The sequence below is a fragment of the Pseudoalteromonas sp. XI10 genome (assembly GCF_001469895.1).
GTDB lineage: Bacteria > Pseudomonadota > Gammaproteobacteria > Enterobacterales > Alteromonadaceae > Pseudoalteromonas.
Genome location: NZ_LOPY01000009.1, coordinates 1 through 15,741, shown reverse-complemented (window position 1 = coordinate 15,741; position 15,741 = coordinate 1). Strand labels below are relative to the sequence as shown.

General features: G+C 41.6%; 15 protein-coding genes. 5 read left to right on the top strand and 10 right to left on the bottom strand.

Annotated elements, in window-relative coordinates; genetic code table 11:
* Nucleotides 1-66: 66 nt before the first annotated feature.
* Nucleotides 67-441, bottom strand: coding sequence for a DUF413 domain-containing protein (locus AUR67_RS01130; protein WP_058583787.1), 375 nt, complete (start codon nt 439-441; stop codon nt 67-69).
* Between the two features lie 90 nt (nt 442-531).
* Here AUR67_RS01130 and AUR67_RS01125 point away from each other — a divergent pair, with 90 nt between their 5' ends.
* Both AUR67_RS01125 and AUR67_RS01120 read left to right on the top strand, forming a co-directional pair.
* Nucleotides 532-1,386: a LysR family transcriptional regulator gene (locus AUR67_RS01125; protein WP_058583786.1), complete on the top strand. Its 855-nt coding sequence runs from the start codon at nt 532-534 to the stop codon at nt 1,384-1,386.
* 196 nt (nt 1,387-1,582) lie between these two features.
* On the top strand, nt 1,583-2,515 hold the full coding sequence (locus AUR67_RS01120; RefSeq protein ID WP_054563416.1) for a porin: 933 nt from the start codon (nt 1,583-1,585) through the stop codon (nt 2,513-2,515).
* A 103-nt stretch (nt 2,516-2,618) separates the two neighbouring features.
* Here the strand turns inward: AUR67_RS01120 and recG are convergent, their stop codons facing one another.
* The 3 genes from recG to asnC are packed head-to-tail and all read right to left on the bottom strand — an operon-like array spanning nt 2,619 to nt 5,959.
* Nucleotides 2,619-4,700, bottom strand: coding sequence for an ATP-dependent DNA helicase RecG (gene recG, locus AUR67_RS01115; RefSeq protein ID WP_058583785.1), 2,082 nt, complete (start codon nt 4,698-4,700; stop codon nt 2,619-2,621).
* A gap of 39 nt (nt 4,701-4,739) precedes the next feature.
* Nucleotides 4,740-5,456, bottom strand: a complete 717-nt coding sequence (gene trmH / locus AUR67_RS01110) for a tRNA (guanosine(18)-2'-O)-methyltransferase TrmH (protein WP_055197629.1) — start codon at nt 5,454-5,456, stop codon at nt 4,740-4,742.
* Nucleotides 5,457-5,500: 44 nt separating this feature from the next.
* On the bottom strand, nt 5,501-5,959 hold the full coding sequence (asnC, locus tag AUR67_RS01105) for a transcriptional regulator AsnC (protein WP_054554220.1): 459 nt from the start codon (nt 5,957-5,959) through the stop codon (nt 5,501-5,503).
* A 197-nt stretch (nt 5,960-6,156) separates the two neighbouring features.
* On the opposite strand from asnC, the gene asnA reads away from it, so the two are divergent.
* Entirely contained in the window at nt 6,157-7,152 is a 996-nt protein-coding gene (gene asnA / locus AUR67_RS01100; RefSeq protein WP_054563419.1) for an aspartate--ammonia ligase, read from the top strand.
* A gap of 44 nt (nt 7,153-7,196) precedes the next feature.
* Here asnA and AUR67_RS01095 read toward each other — a convergent pair whose 3' ends face one another.
* The 6 genes from AUR67_RS01095 to AUR67_RS01070 form a co-directional block, all read right to left on the bottom strand.
* Nucleotides 7,197-8,801, bottom strand: coding sequence for a DUF342 domain-containing protein (locus tag AUR67_RS01095; RefSeq protein ID WP_058583784.1), 1,605 nt, complete (start codon nt 8,799-8,801; stop codon nt 7,197-7,199).
* A gap of 153 nt (nt 8,802-8,954) precedes the next feature.
* On the bottom strand, nt 8,955-9,347 hold the full coding sequence (locus AUR67_RS01090) for a RidA family protein (RefSeq protein WP_054554223.1): 393 nt from the start codon (nt 9,345-9,347) through the stop codon (nt 8,955-8,957).
* Nucleotides 9,348-9,358: 11 nt separating this feature from the next.
* Nucleotides 9,359-11,464 (bottom strand): bifunctional GTP diphosphokinase/guanosine-3',5'-bis pyrophosphate 3'-pyrophosphohydrolase, encoded by a 2,106-nt coding sequence (gene spoT / locus AUR67_RS01085; RefSeq protein ID WP_058583783.1) that lies wholly within the window; start codon nt 11,462-11,464, stop codon nt 9,359-9,361.
* Between the two features lie 130 nt (nt 11,465-11,594).
* Nucleotides 11,595-11,870 carry a DNA-directed RNA polymerase subunit omega gene (rpoZ, locus tag AUR67_RS01080; protein WP_058583782.1) on the bottom strand — a complete coding sequence of 92 codons (276 nt, stop codon included), beginning with the start codon at nt 11,868-11,870 and terminating at the stop codon, nt 11,595-11,597.
* A 103-nt stretch (nt 11,871-11,973) separates the two neighbouring features.
* Complete coding sequence (gene gmk / locus AUR67_RS01075) at nt 11,974-12,594, bottom strand: guanylate kinase (RefSeq protein ID WP_058583781.1); 621 nt, start codon at nt 12,592-12,594, stop codon at nt 11,974-11,976.
* Between the two features lie 170 nt (nt 12,595-12,764).
* Nucleotides 12,765-13,625, bottom strand: coding sequence for a YicC/YloC family endoribonuclease (locus AUR67_RS01070; protein ID WP_058583780.1), 861 nt, complete (start codon nt 13,623-13,625; stop codon nt 12,765-12,767).
* A gap of 181 nt (nt 13,626-13,806) precedes the next feature.
* On the opposite strand from AUR67_RS01070, the gene rph reads away from it, so the two are divergent.
* Entirely contained in the window at nt 13,807-14,520 is a 714-nt protein-coding gene (gene rph / locus AUR67_RS01065) for a ribonuclease PH (protein ID WP_054554228.1), read from the top strand.
* Nucleotides 14,521-14,542: 22 nt separating this feature from the next.
* Nucleotides 14,543-15,187: an orotate phosphoribosyltransferase gene (gene pyrE / locus AUR67_RS01060; protein ID WP_054554229.1), complete on the top strand. Its 645-nt coding sequence runs from the start codon at nt 14,543-14,545 to the stop codon at nt 15,185-15,187.
* Nucleotides 15,188-15,741 lie beyond the last annotated feature (554 nt).

Sequence of the window (15,741 nt, the reverse complement as noted above, 5' to 3'; positions counted from 1 at the left end):
AATAACTTATTGGCGAAACAAAAGTTATTACAAGTTTTAACCCTAAATGGGTAAAAAAGCAAATCGTTATAAGCTGTCTGACTCAGAATAATATTCAACACTTTGTGGTGTTGAGGTCGCAATGCGAGAGCGCCCAAATAACGTGTGAAACTTGGTTTTACAGGTTGTTTGCTTAAGGTATTTGATCCAAGCGCGCTCAATTGCATTGGTCGCTTCAAGGTTACCGGTAACAACTTGAACAAATTGAGTTTGAAATTCATTTTGTGGTTCTATGGTTTTGTTGTATAAACCCTTTAGAACAACACCATGCTGCTCAAGAATGTCGGCTTCTAGCAAAGTGAAGTGACCACTACGACCAAAACCGCGTGGGAAATTTTGATCATCATAGAATTGACGTTGGCTTGCAAATGCCTGACGAAGTGATGAAATGTCATTGCTCATGGCTTTATCCTCATGCCCTAATTTCTTGCTGGAGTATGGATCAAGTTGTCGATTTTATTAAACAAATTATTTTTATCGTAAGGGTAAAAAATGGATATCGATTTATTGAAGACTTTTGTTGAAGTGGTTCGTACGCGCCATTTCGGTAAAGCAGCTGAAAATTTATATATTACACAGTCTGCGGTGAGTTTTCGGATCCGACAATTAGAGCAAGGTTTAGGCGTTAACTTATTTATTCGTCAACGAAACAACATACAGTTAACGGCGCCGGGTGAGCGACTACTGCCACACGCACAAATGATCATTACGGGTATGCAGCGCGCAAAAGTTGATGTGGCACTTGCAGATAATATGCATAAGCAAATTAGCTTAGCGGGAACACCTAATATTTGGGATGCATTTTTACAGTTTGGTATTACTAATATTGTTTCTGCTATGCCGGGTGTGTCGTTAGTTGCTGAAGTTAAAGCACAGCAAGAGAGTACTCGCTTATTATTGGAACGTACATTAGATTTGGCGGTGTTGTTTGATCCCCCTAAAGTAGATGAACTGGTTGTACAGCGAATTTGTGAGCTACCTATTATTCCTGTGAGCGCCTTTGAAACTGCAAATAGTGAAAACTTTTTCGATAACCAATATGTTTATGTCGACTGGGGTACCACCTTTTCTTTATGGCATGCTCGTGAGTTTAACGGCCACGCTCCTCCTTATTTCAGAACCAGTACAGGTCGTATTGCGCTTGATTTAATTTTGAAATGCGGTGGTAGCGCGTTTATTCCTCAGTTATTAGTTGAAGAGCAGCTTGAATCTGGTGAGCTGTATCATGTTGAAGATGTTGCGCATACCTCGCGTGATGTGTTTGTTGCTTACCACAGAGATAATGAGCAAATCCCTTTATTAGAGAAGTTAGTGACCTTATTAACTGAACTACAAATAAAAGCTTAAAATTAATTTAATTTAGCTTTCATAAAAAATTAATGCTGCAACAGTAAGTTACGTTTTTATTTCAAAAATAATTACATTTTATGAAGCTAAATTGACGATTTTATTTCAATTGTCATCTTTCTGTCATTTTTCGCTGTCACACTGCGCGCATTGAAACACAACATGTGTTTTTTGTTGCGATTATTGAGGAAACGACATGAAATTTGCAAAGTCTAGCTTATTCCTAGCTTTATTTGGTGGTTTATCTTTTTCTGCATTAGCTGATGTAGATGTATATGGTAAAGCAAACGTGACTGTTCAATCATCAGATGATGGCGAAGGGTCTTTCACTGAAATTAAAAGCAATAACTCACGTTTTGGCTTAAAAGGTTCAGAAAAAATTTCTGAAGGCTTAGAAGCGGTTTATAAATTTGAGTTTGGTGTAGACGTATCTGACGCTGATTCTAAAGGCGACAATGACGATAACATCACTGCGCGTAACCAATACGTGGGTGTTAAAGGTAGCTTTGGTCAAGTTGTTATCGGTCGTAACGATACAGCAATGAAGCAGTCTCAAGGTAAAGTTGATTTATTCAATGACCTTGAAGGTGATATCAAGAACGCATTTAAAGGTGAAAACCGTTTAGGCGACACAATTTCTTATGCTTCTAAAGACTTCAGTGGCTTCAAAGTATTAGCAACTTATGTAGCTGAAGATGATGTAGATGCTGATAACGGTTACTCAGTAGCGTTAACTTACGGCGATGCAAAACTTAAAGAAAGCAAACTTTATGCATCAGTTGCAGCTGACAGCGAAGTAAAAGGCTACGACATTGTTCGTGCAACAGTACAAGGTAAACTAGGTGACTTCAAACTAGGTGCTATGTACCAAACACAAGAAAAAGTGGATGGTAGTGCAGAAGCTGATGGTTACTTAGTAAATGCTGCTTACCAAATGAATAGCAACACGTTCAAAGTACAGTACCAAGTAATTGACTTTGATGAAGGCGACAAGAAAACAGCTATTTCTGCAGGTGTTGATCACAAGCTTAGCAAAAACACCAAAGTATTTGGTTTCTACTCAACGTTTGATACAGACAATCAAGTTGACCAAGACTACCTAGGTGTTGGTATTGAATACAAGTTCTAATCCAACCTTTGGATAACTCCCTAACTTGTCAGCCCAGCTAATTAGCTGGGCTTTTTTTGTTTTAGCAGAAAATTTATAAAGCAGATAGCGCTTTGATTTGCGATCAAGCTTGCGCGTAGTTTGATTTGCCAGCAAGCCAACGTTGAATCAATTTATCGGTAAGCTCTGGGTAGTCGTTCAAAATTTTGAAGGCAATGGGTCTTACATGATCGAGTGTTTGTTTATCGCGGTTAAGATCGGCAATTTTAAACTCAGCTAGGCCTGTTTGTTTGGTACCAAGTACTTCACCAGGGCCACGAATTTCGAGATCTCGCTCAGCGATAACAAAGCCATCATTACTTTCACGCAGCACACCTAAACGTTTTTGCGCTGTAGCTGATAATGGCGCATGATAGAGTAAAACACAGTGTGATGCCGTAGCCCCACGACCAACACGGCCGCGCAGCTGGTGGAGTTGTGCAAGCCCTAACCGTTCAGGGTTTTCAATAATGATAAGGCTGGCATTAGGCACATCAACACCTACTTCAATCACCGTTGTGGCAACGAGTACATGAATATTGCCCGCTTTAAACTCACTCATAATGGCTTGTTTTTCGGCGGCTTTCATACGGCCATGCACTAAGCCAACGCTTAGCTCTGGCAATGCCGCTTTTAATTGCTCTGCGCTATCTTCCGCTGCTTGGCATTGCAGTACTTCAGATTCATCAATCAGAGTGCAAACCCAATACACTTGACGACCCTGCTCTGTACACGCTGTTCTCACACGTTGAATAATTTCGTCTCGGCGTGCATCAGGAATAGCCACCGTTGTAATAGGCGTTCTACCGGGTGGTAACTCATCAATCACTGAGGTTTCTAAGTCAGCGTAGGCTGTCATTGCTAGCGTTCGCGGGATAGGTGTTGCAGTCATCACTAATTGGTGCGGGAAACAGTCACCAAAGCGGCCTTTTTCGCGCAGTGATAAGCGCTGATGAACACCAAAGCGGTGTTGCTCATCAATAATAATTAATACGAGATTATTAAACTCAACCTGCTCTTGGAATAACGCATGGGTGCCAACAATCATTTGTGCTTCCCCAGAGGCGATTTTTTCCAAAGTCGCTGCGCGCTCCTTACCTTTACTTTTGCCACCTAACCAAGCGACTTCAACGCCGAGTTGATTAAACCATTGGCTAAAGTTGATGCCATGTTGCTCTGATAAAATTTCTGTCGGTGCCATTAGCGCTACTTGATAGCCTTCGCTGATAGCGGTGAGCGCACTGAGTGCTGCTACTAAGGTTTTACCAGAGCCGACATCGCCTTGCACTAGGCGCATCATCGGAAACGGGTGTTGTAAGTCACCTTTGATTTCAGCCACCACACGACTTTGCGCGTTGGTTGGGCTAAAGGCTAAATTAGCTAAAAACTGCTGCTCAAGTTGATTATGAGGCTTTAATGATACCGCTTTTACCGTTTGCCCTTTTTGGCGTAGCTTTAAAAGACTTAAGTTTTGCGCAAGCAGCTCTTCAAACACTAGCCGTTGTTGGGCAGGGTGCATACCTTGTTCAAGGGCAGTTAAATCAACATCATTTTGTGGGCGATGTAAGGTCATAAGTGCATCGGCTAAACGCATTCCGGTCGGTTGAAACTGTTCTGGCAGTAACTCTTCAACAGGGTACTTAGTTAATAGTGCGAGTGCTTGATCGCTAAGTGCACGAATAGATAACTGTTTTAGCCCTTCGGTAACAGGATAAACCGGCGTAAGCGTGGTGTTCGTTGGTTGCTCAGAAGGGGTATCCGATAAGCTGTATTCCGGATGTGTCATTTCAAAGCCAACACGACCACGGCGGATCTCACCAAAGCAGCGAATGATTTTACCAGTACTTAAGGCGTTTTTTTGAGCTGCGCTAAAGTTAAAAAACCTGAGCGTTAAGCGGCCCGTGCCATCATTTACTTGGCAAACCAGCATGCGCCTTTTTCCAAAAGTAATTTGGCTGGTTTCAATGGTGGCTTCAACACTTACATGGCTATGCGGTTGAAGTTCGCTGATTGGGTGAATGCGGGTGCGGTCTTCATAGCGATGAGGCAAATGAAACAGCATGTCTTGCACCGTATGAATATTTAGCTTAGCAAGGCGCTCGGCCATTTTCGGACCGACGCCTTTTAATTCTGTAATTGGGTATAACGCTAAGCTAGGATGACTCAAAGGTGACTCAAATTATTAATTAGTAGACTGTTTTTCAGTTTACTTGCACTCGTTAGTGGCTTCAAGCGGTTGCGTGTGTTTTAAAATGTTCCAGAACGTTTCATCAGCAACAATTTCACCATTTTCATCAAGCTCAGGGTACGGCAGCTCTTTTTCGCGACATTGTTCGGCAATGATAGGGTGGCAGCCTTCAAACAAGATGCGGTGCTTAATTTTCGCATCAAGCATATCGCGGTTGTAAAGTCCGGCTTCTTCACGTTGGCGTTGTGCTTCAAATAGAATAAGTGCAGCAGCAACAGATACATTAAGAGATTGCACCATTCCTTGCATTGGGATGATGATGTTTTTATCAGCATGAGCGAGGGCGCGTGGTGAAATACCATCACGTTCTTGGCCAACAATAACAGCCGTCGGTTTGGTGTAATCAATTTCACGAAAGTCGACTGCGTCGTCGCTGAGATGAGTTGCTAAAATTTGTACTTCAGGATTTTGTGCACGCATCATGGCAACTGCTTCATCGATATTGCGATGCAAGTGAGTTTCTAGCCAGTTTTTACTACCACCTGAGGTATTGTTAGTTAACCATTTTTGATTCTCTGGCCATACAGCATGTACGTGATGGCAGCCAGTCGCGTCAGCTGTGCGGGCAATGGCCGATAAATTATGATGCTTATGTACTTCTTCTAAACAAACCGTTAGGTCCGTTTGGCGGCGGTCTAACACGCGCTTAACACGCTCAAAGCGAGTTGTATCCATAGTTGTGTGCTCGTTGACGGATTCTAATTGGCGCTGATTATACCCTAGGGAACAACAGCACGGCTAATTGGGTTTTGTAATGAGATCAGCGTTTCTGTTGATTGAATTGCTTCGATGGCTTGAATTTTGTTAATTAACACATCTTGTAGATGATCAATTGAGCGTGCCATCACTTTGATAAATATACTGTAATTACCTGTGGTGTAATAGGCTTCTACGACTTCTTCTAGCTCTTTTAAATGCAGTAAAGTTTGTGGGTAATCACGGGCATTGTTGAGGTTAATACCAATAAAACAGCAAACATCGTAACCAAGCTGTTTGGCATCAATACTGACTTGGGTGCCTGTAATAATTCCCGCTTGTTTCATCTTTTCGACCCGAACATGAATAGTTCCGGCACTGACTGCAAAGCGTTTAGCGAGTTCTGCATACGCTGTTCGCGCATTTTCCATTAAAGCATTAAGGATGTTTTTATCGAGATTATCGATTTGATAATTTTCCATGGTATTTATTAGTGTTAATTATTGAATCAATAAATATTATAGCATTATTTTTATGAAAATTTCAATGTTAAGTTATTTTTATTGCGGGTTATTGAAAATTATCTTTGCTTAGTTGAGGATTGTTTTAACAGGAGGGGCCAAGCAGCGGGTTTCTCTAATTAAGCAAGTAACAATAACTGGGAATGAGGCCAATTATTATGAGTTCACACTACCTGCAGCAACAGCAGCAAATTAGTAAAGTAAAACAGTTTTTTTCAAGCCAATTAGAACAACAATTAGGGTTAGTTGAAGTACAAGCACCGATCTTGGCAAAAGTAGGCGATGGTATTCAAGATAACTTAAGCGGTACTGAAAATGCTGTATCGGTAGCAGTGAAAACAATTCCGGGTAGCCAATTTGAAGTAGTCCATTCATTAGCTAAGTGGAAACGCAAAACCTTGGCTGATTACGATTTTTCGGTAGGTGAGGGGCTCTATACGCACATGAAGGCGCTTCGCCCGGATGAAGAATCTTTAAGCCCAATTCACTCGGTATATGTTGACCAATGGGACTGGGAAAAAGTGATTTGCGAGAGCACTGAACGTACCTTAGACAAGCTAAAAGAAACCGTGACATCACTTTATCAGGCGATTAAAGCAACCGAACGCTTTGTCGCAAGCGAGTTTGATTTAACGCCGTTTTTGCCAGAGCAAATCACCTTTGTACACAGTGAACAGCTACGTCAGATGTATCCTGACTTTACAGCGAAACAACGTGAAAAAGCGGTAGCACAAGAATACGGTGCGGTATTTTTAATTGGTATAGGCGGCACACTTGCAGATGGCAAAATTCATGACGTACGCGCACCGGATTATGACGATTGGTCAACACAAACCTGTAGTAAATTTGCAGGCTTAAACGGTGATATTTTAGTTTGGAACCCTGTGCTTGAAGATGCATTTGAAATCTCTTCAATGGGCATTCGTGTAAGCCCTGATGCTTTAGCTACACAATTAGCGATTACAGGCGACCAAGCTCGCCTAGAGTTTGATTGGCATAAACAGCTACTGGCGAAAAAGTTTCCGCAAACAATAGGTGGTGGAATAGGCCAATCACGACTCGCTATGTTGCTGTTACAAAAACAGCATATCGGGCAAGTACAAGTTGGTGTTTGGCCTGAGCAGCTAAAACAGCAAGTGGAAGGAATTCTTTAAAGAGTAATGACCCTGGTAAAAAGAGGCTTTAAGCCTCTTTTTTATTAACTGGTTTTAAACTCTACCTCAACCTTGTTTTCTTCAAGCTTTACCTTACAGGGTGGGTATTGGCGGTTAGTGAGTAGAACTTTTTCGAAAATATGAATTTCGACGCCAGAATGCAGTTTTTTATTAACGACTAATTGCGCATCTTCCAGTAAATCATGCAGGTGATGCTCTAAGCTTGATAGCTTTTTCTCAAGCATTTCAGCTTGCTCGCAATAGTGCATTTGTGTTGCACCAATCTTTGCGAGTAACTGCTTTTTCTTTTCGGCGTCTTTTACTTGATCTGCTTTTTCGATAGCTTCTTGCAAAGTATCAAGTTGTGAATCTGTTTGTGCTAAATCTTTTAAACACTGATCTGTTTGCGCGGTGACATCAGCACCTGAAGCCGCTAAGTGAATAACCATTTTAGCGCCAGATTCATTGCCTATTTCGCCGGCAATTAACATTTGTGCGTCTAAGATCTCTCCGCCGAATAGCTTGCCTTGCGGATTATCCTCTTGGCCTATTTGCAACAGCTTAGTGGCTTTCATTGTGCAATGGCTGGCTTGGCGTTCAATGAGGATATTATTGGCTTCAAGGTAGCAGTATTGACCGTGTGATAAGTGAATGTCACCTTGGCTGATAATATTACATGATAACTTTTTATCTTCGAGCTGGTGACCAATTACACCTTGTTTTATAGTGATATCGCCAGCCGCTGATAAATGGCCAGACTCCACTGTGCCCATCACTGTGATATCGCCTTTGGCATTAATACGCATGCCTGGTTCAACGTTATGAGTCACAATAACGCTACCTTCAAAATCTACGTGGCCACTTTTTACGTTTACATCGGCAATAGTAAAAATATCATCGACACGCATACCGTTGGCAATATCCACTGGTACACCAGCGATCACAGAAATTAGCTCAAGCGGGTTATTTTTTGATATTTCGGTGCCTTCACCTGCGACTAGTTTGGTGTTTTCCCCCGGTTTTGCAGGAAGTACATCACCAGTAACAGTAAAGCCTTCTTTGCCTGGAGTAGCAGGAATTTGTTTTATAAGTAATACACCTGGTTCGACACTGGCGAGCTTGCCAAAGTCACGCATATCGGCTGTGCCGTCTTCACGTAGCTTAGGTGTTTTTAAGCGGTCTTTTAAGGTCTCTACCTGTGGTACGAACTTGGATGGTTGACCATCAATCGGTAAACGACCTTTTGCGAGCACACCTTTAGCAACTTCACCCGCAGGTAACTCAAACTGTTGCTGTAATAACTTTTCTAAGAAAGCTTGCTTATAACCGCGGGCGACACCTGCTTTGATAAGCTCTTTTTTGGCATCGTCAAGCGTCATGACTTTGCCACCTTCAGCTAAAGTCAGCTCGCCTGTAGCCAGCATTTTGTCATCACTCAGGGTAACAACTAGGCTCGCATCATGTTTAGAGGCAACTACAAGCATGCGCTCATTTGAATCGCTTTTGAAGAAATTATTGATAGCTTCATGATCCACTCTGCATTCGCAAAATGGTGACTTTTCTAATGCTTCGATAATAAACGCAGCACTAGGAGGCGAGTTTTCATGAACATCTAATAAAACGTTGCCGTTGTGAGCGAGCTTAAACACCTGGAGATCCTTTTTTACTACATTAGCTAAAGGTTTTACTTGTTATAACAACAGAGTGCTAGAGATTTGCTAATGAGTCAAGAATTTCGGGTGAGGGAAGTAAGAACTTTTTCTAAAAAAGTGCCAGCAACTTTGCGTTGCTGGCAGGGCTGATTAGTTTGTTGAAGGTAGCTCCATGATACCGTCAATTTCAACTTGCACGCCTTTTGGTAGTGCACGTACGCCAATTGCGGCACGTGCAGGGTATGGTTGCTTAAAGTACTGGCTCATCACTTCGTTAACAATCGCAAAGTTAGATAAGTCAGTTAAAAAGATATTCACTTTTACCATGTCTTGAATTTGACCACCCGCAGCTTGGCAAACAGCTGTTAGGTTTTTGAATACTTGGTGAGTTTGCTCAGTAAAGTCTTCAGAGATCACTTCCATTGTTTCTGGTACAAGTGGGATTTGACCTGATAAATAAACAGCCGTGCCTACTTTAACTGCTTGGCTGTAAGTACCGATTGCTGCAGGCGCATTATCAGTAGAAATAAAAGATTTGTTCATGATTATCCTTGTTACTTTTTACGATAGACTCTTTGCACATCAGGCATAACGCGAATGCGGCGCATAATGTTAGCAACATGAACGCGGTTTTTAACCGTGATACCTAAATCTATCATGTATAAATTACTTTCTTTTTCGTCAGTCGCTATTTCAACAATGTTGGCTTGGGTTGAGGCAACAACATTGGTTAATTTAGCCAGTGCACCTTGGTGATTGATAATCTCAATACGCAGGGCTGCAATATATTCTTTCTCTGGGTTATCGTCCCATTTTACAACTAAGTATTTTGAGCGTTCTTTTTCCCAACCACGAATGTTTTTACATTCTTGGCGGTGAACTGTAAGGCCCTTACCTTGGCTGATATAAGCTGTAATAGCATCACCTGGGACTGGTCGGCAGCATTTAGAGTAATTAACTAACATGCCTTCAGTACCGATGATGGTTGCTTTTGCTTTTTGTGCTAGGTCGTCTAGGTCGTCTGCATCAACTTGCATCAAGCGTTTTGCTATAAGCACACTCATTAGATTGCCTGAGCCTATTTCGACTAATAGCTCAAGTACGGTATTTAGTTCATGCTCTTGAAGTACACGGCGAATGTTTTCATCTGGAATATCATCCAGTTTGGTTTCACCTAGCGCTGAGTCAAGTAAACGTCGACCGAGTAGCATGGCTTCTTCATGCTGTTGGCTCTTCAGGTAATTGCGAATACCTAAACGTGCTTTTCCTGTTACAACAAAGTTTAACCAAGTGGCATTAGGGTGCGCTCCAGAGCTGGTAATGATTTCGACCGTTTGCCCTGTATCAAGCGCTTTGCTTAGCGGGTGAGGTTTACGGTTAACGCGTGCACCCACACAGGTATTACCTACATCAGTATGAACTGCATAGGCAAAGTCGACTGCTGTCGCACCCATAGGAAGCTCAACAATGCGGCCATCTGGCGTGAATACATAAATCTCTTCAGGGAACAGCTCTGTTTTAACGTTTTCAACAAACTCAAATGATGAGCCCGCACTTTGCTGAAGCTCCAGTAAGCTTTGCATCCATTGGCGAGCACGTTGTTGTGCTGTGTGGCCTGCGTTATCACCGGCTTTTTTATACATCCAGTGAGCAGCAACCCCTTTATCTGCCATATGATCCATATCGTGGGTACGGATTTGAATCTCAACAGGAATACCGTGAGGACCAACTAATGAGGTATGAAGTGATTGATAACCGTTGGTTTTTGGTACAGCAATATAATCTTTAAAGCGTGTTTCGATTGGTTTGTAAAGGTTATGCGCTACACCTAATACGCGGTAACAGGTATCCATATTATCAACATTGATACGGAACGCGTAGATATCCATCACCTCGTTAAACGACAGCTCTTTATTAAGCATTTTTTTGTAAATGCTATAAAGGTGTTTTTCGCGACCAGATATAGTTGCTTCGATGCCAGACTCTTCTAAACGTGCTTCAAGCTCAGTTTTAATATTGCTGATAACTTCTTTACGATTACCACGTGCTTTGACCACTTCTGATCTTAATGCGCGGTGACGCATCGGGTATAACGCTTGAAAGCCTAAATCTTCTAATTCATTTTTTATATCATGAATACCTAAACGATTCGCAATTGGCGCATAAATCTCTAGGGTTTCACGGGCAATACGACGGCGTTTATCAGGACGAAGTGCGCCTAGGGTACGCATGTTGTGAGTACGGTCAGCCAGTTTGATTAAGATCACGCGAATATCTTGAGTCATCGCCATGATCATTTTGCGGTAGTTTTCAGCTTGGAATTCTTTTTTATCTTTAAAGCTGAGTTTATCTAGCTTGCTCACCCCTTCAACAAGCTCTGCAACGGTGTCGCCAAAAATTTCAGCTAAGTCTTGTTGGCTGAAGTCAGTGTCTTCAATCACGTCATGCATCAGGGCTGCCATCAGCGTTTCGTGGTCTAAGTGCATGCCAGCAAGTATTTGTGTCACTTCGACAGGGTGGGTGATATAAGGCTCGCCACTTGAGCGAGTTTGGCCCTCGTGGGCTTCGCGAGCGACCACGTATGCTTTTTGTACCAGCTCAATCTCAGCAGGTGGTAAGTATTCGGATATTTTCTTTTTGAGGCCTTCGAATAGATACAAAGTCACACTCCAATGCGCAAATGAAGTAAATCGGTAACGGTATGAATAGAATATACGATGAAAAGAAGGGCTTGCCAACGGCTAGTGTAGAAATACTAGCCGTATAGCTAAATCAAAGCGGGGAGCTTGATTACTGGTTGCCACCTACGATAGCAGCCACAGCAGCCATTTCTGCTGCTTCTTGATGTTGTTGTTCTTCACGATCAATCACGTCCATAGAAGAGCTATCTACTAACCCTTTCTCAATTTCACGTAAAGCAATAACCGTTGGTTTGTCATTTTCAGCATCAACGAGTGGATCTTTACCACCAACCGCGATTTGGCGGGCACGACGAGCCGCAACTAAAATTAAGTCAAAACGATTACCAATTGCATCTACTGCATCTTCAACAGTTACGCGAGCCATCTTAGCACTCCAAATAAATTCTTAAGCAAAGGCGTAGTTTACTGTACCAAGTTAAATTCGCCAATAGCTTGTGGTTAATTTTTATCTTATTCTTAAAAAAGTATTACTTAAGTAAGTTCTCTAATAACGCCTGATGGCGCACAGTTTGGCTTTTTAACGATAAACGTTTAGCCATAACGATAGTTTCGATTTCTGAAAGTGCAGTATCAAAATCATCGTTAACAACAACATAATCATACTCATTATAGTGTGATGTTTCTGATTGTGCTTTTGCCATTCTCCCTGCGATTATCTCAGCAGAGTCTTGACCACGGTTATTTAGGCGTGATTCAAGTTCTTCTTTTGATGGTGGAAGAATAAAGATAGTCTCAACATCATCAACTAATTTGCGGATTTGCTGAGCACCTTGCCAATCGATATCTAAAAATACGTCAATACCTGCTGCAAGTTGGCTTTCGATTGCTTGCTTAGACGTACCATAGTAGTTATCAAACACTTGCGCCCATTCAAAAAAGTCATTTTTCTCAATTAGCGCTTTGAACTCATCTACAGAAACAAAATGATAGTGCACACCGTTTTCTTCACCCGGACGAGGTGAGCGAGTGGTGTGCGAAACCGATACCTTCATATCGCTGTGTTTCTTTAATAAAGCACCAATTAAGCTTGATTTACCAGCCCCTGATGGAGCTGACAAGATAAATAAATTTCCGCGAGTTTGCGCCATGATCTGTCTCTAATAAAAAATAAACAGGCTCGGACTATCGCTAATCCAAGCCTTTAATTGAACTATTGTACTTTATTTCGCTAAAAGTGCTCAAGTTTGCCTGCTTTTAGACTTTTCAAAACAAAAGACCCAGCAGGTGCTGGGTCTTATAAAAATGCTGTAAAGCGTGCTTATTCAATGTTTTGAATTTGTTCGCGCATCTGCTCGATTAACACTTTTAGTTCTACCGCAGCGTTTGTAATGTCACTGTTGATAGACTTTGATGCTAACGTGTTTGCTTCACGGTTAAACTCTTGCATCATAAAGTCGAGGCGTCGGCCACATGCGCCGCCTTTAGTTAAGATTTTTTTGGTTTCTTTAACATGCGACTTTAAGCGATCTAGTTCTTCAGCAACATCTTGTTTTTGTGCAAGGTAAATAAGCTCTTGTTCAAGTCGAGACTCGTCGATGTCTGTTTTTAGTTCTTCTAGCTTTTGGTTTAGTTTTTCGCGCTGCCATTTAGCAATTTCAGGTAAGTGGCCTTCAACAATGGTTACTTGCTCTAAAATAGCATCAAGGCGAGTAGCTATCATTTCTTGTAAGTTTGCGCCTTCATCGCCGCGAGCTTGTTTAAAATCTTCAATTACTTGGTCAAACCCTGCAATTAGCGCAGAGTTTACGCTATCCATATCGAGCTCTTCGGCTTCCATAACGCCAGGCCAACGTAAAATATCAACAGGATTTATGTCACCATTGCTTTGGTTTTGCACCCATTGTGCGCTTTTAATTAATTGCTCAGCGAGTGATTCGTTAATTGTTAACTCACCAACATGCGCTGGATTTGCAGCAAACTTTAAGAAAACTTCAACCTTACCGCGTTGTAAATGTTTACGTAAACGCTCACGAATAACTGGTTCCATGCCACGAAATTGCTCAGGTGCGCGGATAAAAGTTTCAAGGTAACGTTGGTTTACTGAACGAATTTCCCAAGTGCCAGTGCCCCATTCGCCTTTAATTTCGCGGCGCGCATAAGCTGTCATGCTGTGGATCATGGATGATTTCCTAGTGTTATTAAATTTACAAAGTTGACTGATTATACCGAATCAGCTTTTAACCTCTAGCGTAAATTTTCTGAAATGTGCTTTTCTGATGCAGTTAATTATGTAAATGAACATGGCATCTGGCACCACATCGACTTATAATGTGGCAAATTCAGAATTAAGGGGATCGTTAATGCGTCCAAGCGAAAGAACACCTAACCAAATTAGACCGGTTACATTCACACGTAATTACACTATGCATGCTGAAGGTTCAGTATTAGTAGAGTTTGGAAATACTAAAGTTTTGTGTACAGCAACTGTTGAAGCTGGTGTACCACGCTTTATGAAAGGCCAAGGTAAAGGTTGGGTTACGGCTGAATACGGTATGTTACCTCGTTCAACACATACTCGTAATGGCCGTGAAGCATCGCGCGGTAAGCAGGGCGGTCGTACAATGGAAATTCAACGCTTAATCGCACGTGCACTTCGTGCCGCGGTTGACTTAAAGGCGTTAGGTGAAAACACCATTACTATCGATTGTGATGTTATTCAAGCTGATGGCGGTACACGTACAGCATCAATCAGTGGCGCGTGCGTTGCATTAGTTGATGCGCTTACTTACATGCGTAGTAAAGGTATGATCAATTCAAACCCACTTAAGCATATGATTGCGGCAATTTCAGTTGGTGTATATAAAGGTCAACCAATTAGTGACCTTGAGTACCTAGAAGATTCTGAAGCCGAAACAGATATGAACGTGATCTTGACCGAAACTGGCAAAATCATTGAAATTCAAGGTACAGCTGAAGGCGAACCTTTCTCATTCGACGAACTTGATGAGCTACTTACATTAGCTAAGCACTCAATTCGTGAAATTATCGACGTTCAAAAGCAAGCATTAGCTTAATAAAGAAGTAGGTTTATTAGTTATGAAAGATTATCAAAAAGAGTTTATTGAATTCGCACTTGAAAAGCAGGTGCTTAAATTTGGTGAGTTTACTTTAAAGTCTGGCCGCACTAGTCCTTATTTCTTCAATGCTGGTTTATTTAATACCGGTCGTGACCTTGCACGCTTGGGTCGCTTTTACGCTGCAGCACTTGAAGATGCGGGCATTGATTACGATGTATTATTCGGCCCTGCTTATAAAGGCATTCCAATCGCAACAACGACAGCGGTTGCTTTAGCTGATCATCACGACAAAGATGTACCTTACTGTTTTAACCGTAAAGAGAAAAAAGCACACGGTGAAGGTGGTACATTAGTAGGTTCTGAACTTAAAGGTAAGATCATGTTAGTCGATGACGTGATCACTGCAGGTACAGCTATTCGTGAGTCTATGGAAATCATTGCAGATAATGGTGCAGACTTAAGTGGTGTTTTAATTGCACTTGACCGCCAAGAGAAAGGTAAAGCTGAGTTATCTGCTATTCAAGAAGTCGAGCGTGACTTTGGCACTAAAGTTATCTCGATTGTAAAACTAGCTGACTTAATTAGTTACCTAGAAGCCAAAGGTACAATGGATGAGCATTTAGCTGCAGTAAAAGCATACCGTGATCAATACGGCATTGCTTAACACCTAAAAATGCGAACAATTTAAAGGCCCAGCTATATTGCTGGGCTTTTTTGTTTTTAGAGTATTGTACTTTTATGGCCTTAAATACGGTTAAAAAGTTACTGAAGCGTTAATAAAGTTTCTCTTTTGTGGTGTTTAGACTAAAAAGGATACAAAAGGCAGTTTTTTTAAAGTTTTCTCAAAAAAGTGCTTGCGTTAATTCGCTGCATCCCTATAATGCGCATCCACCGACACGGCGGACTGCTTACAAAAAAGCAAAACGACGAGTTGGTTGAGTCAAGTAAGACTGAGTTTTGAAAAAATAAACTTTTCTCAAAATTAAGTGTTGACAAAAATGACGGCTTGCGTAGAATGCACAGCCCTTGAGACGCAAAAGTATCTCAAACGTTCTTTAACAATATAAAGCAATCATCTGTGTGGGCACTCGTACAGGTTGAGTTCTAACAGCAGATTCTAGTTCGCTAGATGACGCAAACAAATTTAGAGTCTCAAATGTAACTGAGTGACTATATAGTCAATTCGTTTTGATTTTACTTTTTTAAAAAGTAGAAACA

Coding starts and splice junctions, on each gene's coding strand:
- AUR67_RS01130 (WP_058583787.1), bottom strand. CDS start 441: ATGAGCAATGACATTTCATCACTTCGTCAGGCATTTGCAAGCCAACGT.
- AUR67_RS01125 (WP_058583786.1), top strand. CDS start 532: ATGGATATCGATTTATTGAAGACTTTTGTTGAAGTGGTTCGTACGCGC.
- AUR67_RS01120 (WP_054563416.1), top strand. CDS start 1,583: ATGAAATTTGCAAAGTCTAGCTTATTCCTAGCTTTATTTGGTGGTTTA.
- trmH (WP_055197629.1), bottom strand. CDS start 5,456: ATGGATACAACTCGCTTTGAGCGTGTTAAGCGCGTGTTAGACCGCCGC.
- asnC (WP_054554220.1), bottom strand. CDS start 5,959: ATGGAAAATTATCAAATCGATAATCTCGATAAAAACATCCTTAATGCT.
- asnA (WP_054563419.1), top strand. CDS start 6,157: ATGAGTTCACACTACCTGCAGCAACAGCAGCAAATTAGTAAAGTAAAA.
- AUR67_RS01090 (WP_054554223.1), bottom strand. CDS start 9,347: ATGAACAAATCTTTTATTTCTACTGATAATGCGCCTGCAGCAATCGGT.
- rpoZ (WP_058583782.1), bottom strand. CDS start 11,870: ATGGCTCGCGTAACTGTTGAAGATGCAGTAGATGCAATTGGTAATCGT.
- gmk (WP_058583781.1), bottom strand. CDS start 12,594: ATGGCGCAAACTCGCGGAAATTTATTTATCTTGTCAGCTCCATCAGGG.
- AUR67_RS01070 (WP_058583780.1), bottom strand. CDS start 13,625: ATGATCCACAGCATGACAGCTTATGCGCGCCGCGAAATTAAAGGCGAA.
- rph (WP_054554228.1), top strand. CDS start 13,807: ATGCGTCCAAGCGAAAGAACACCTAACCAAATTAGACCGGTTACATTC.
- pyrE (WP_054554229.1), top strand. CDS start 14,543: ATGAAAGATTATCAAAAAGAGTTTATTGAATTCGCACTTGAAAAGCAG.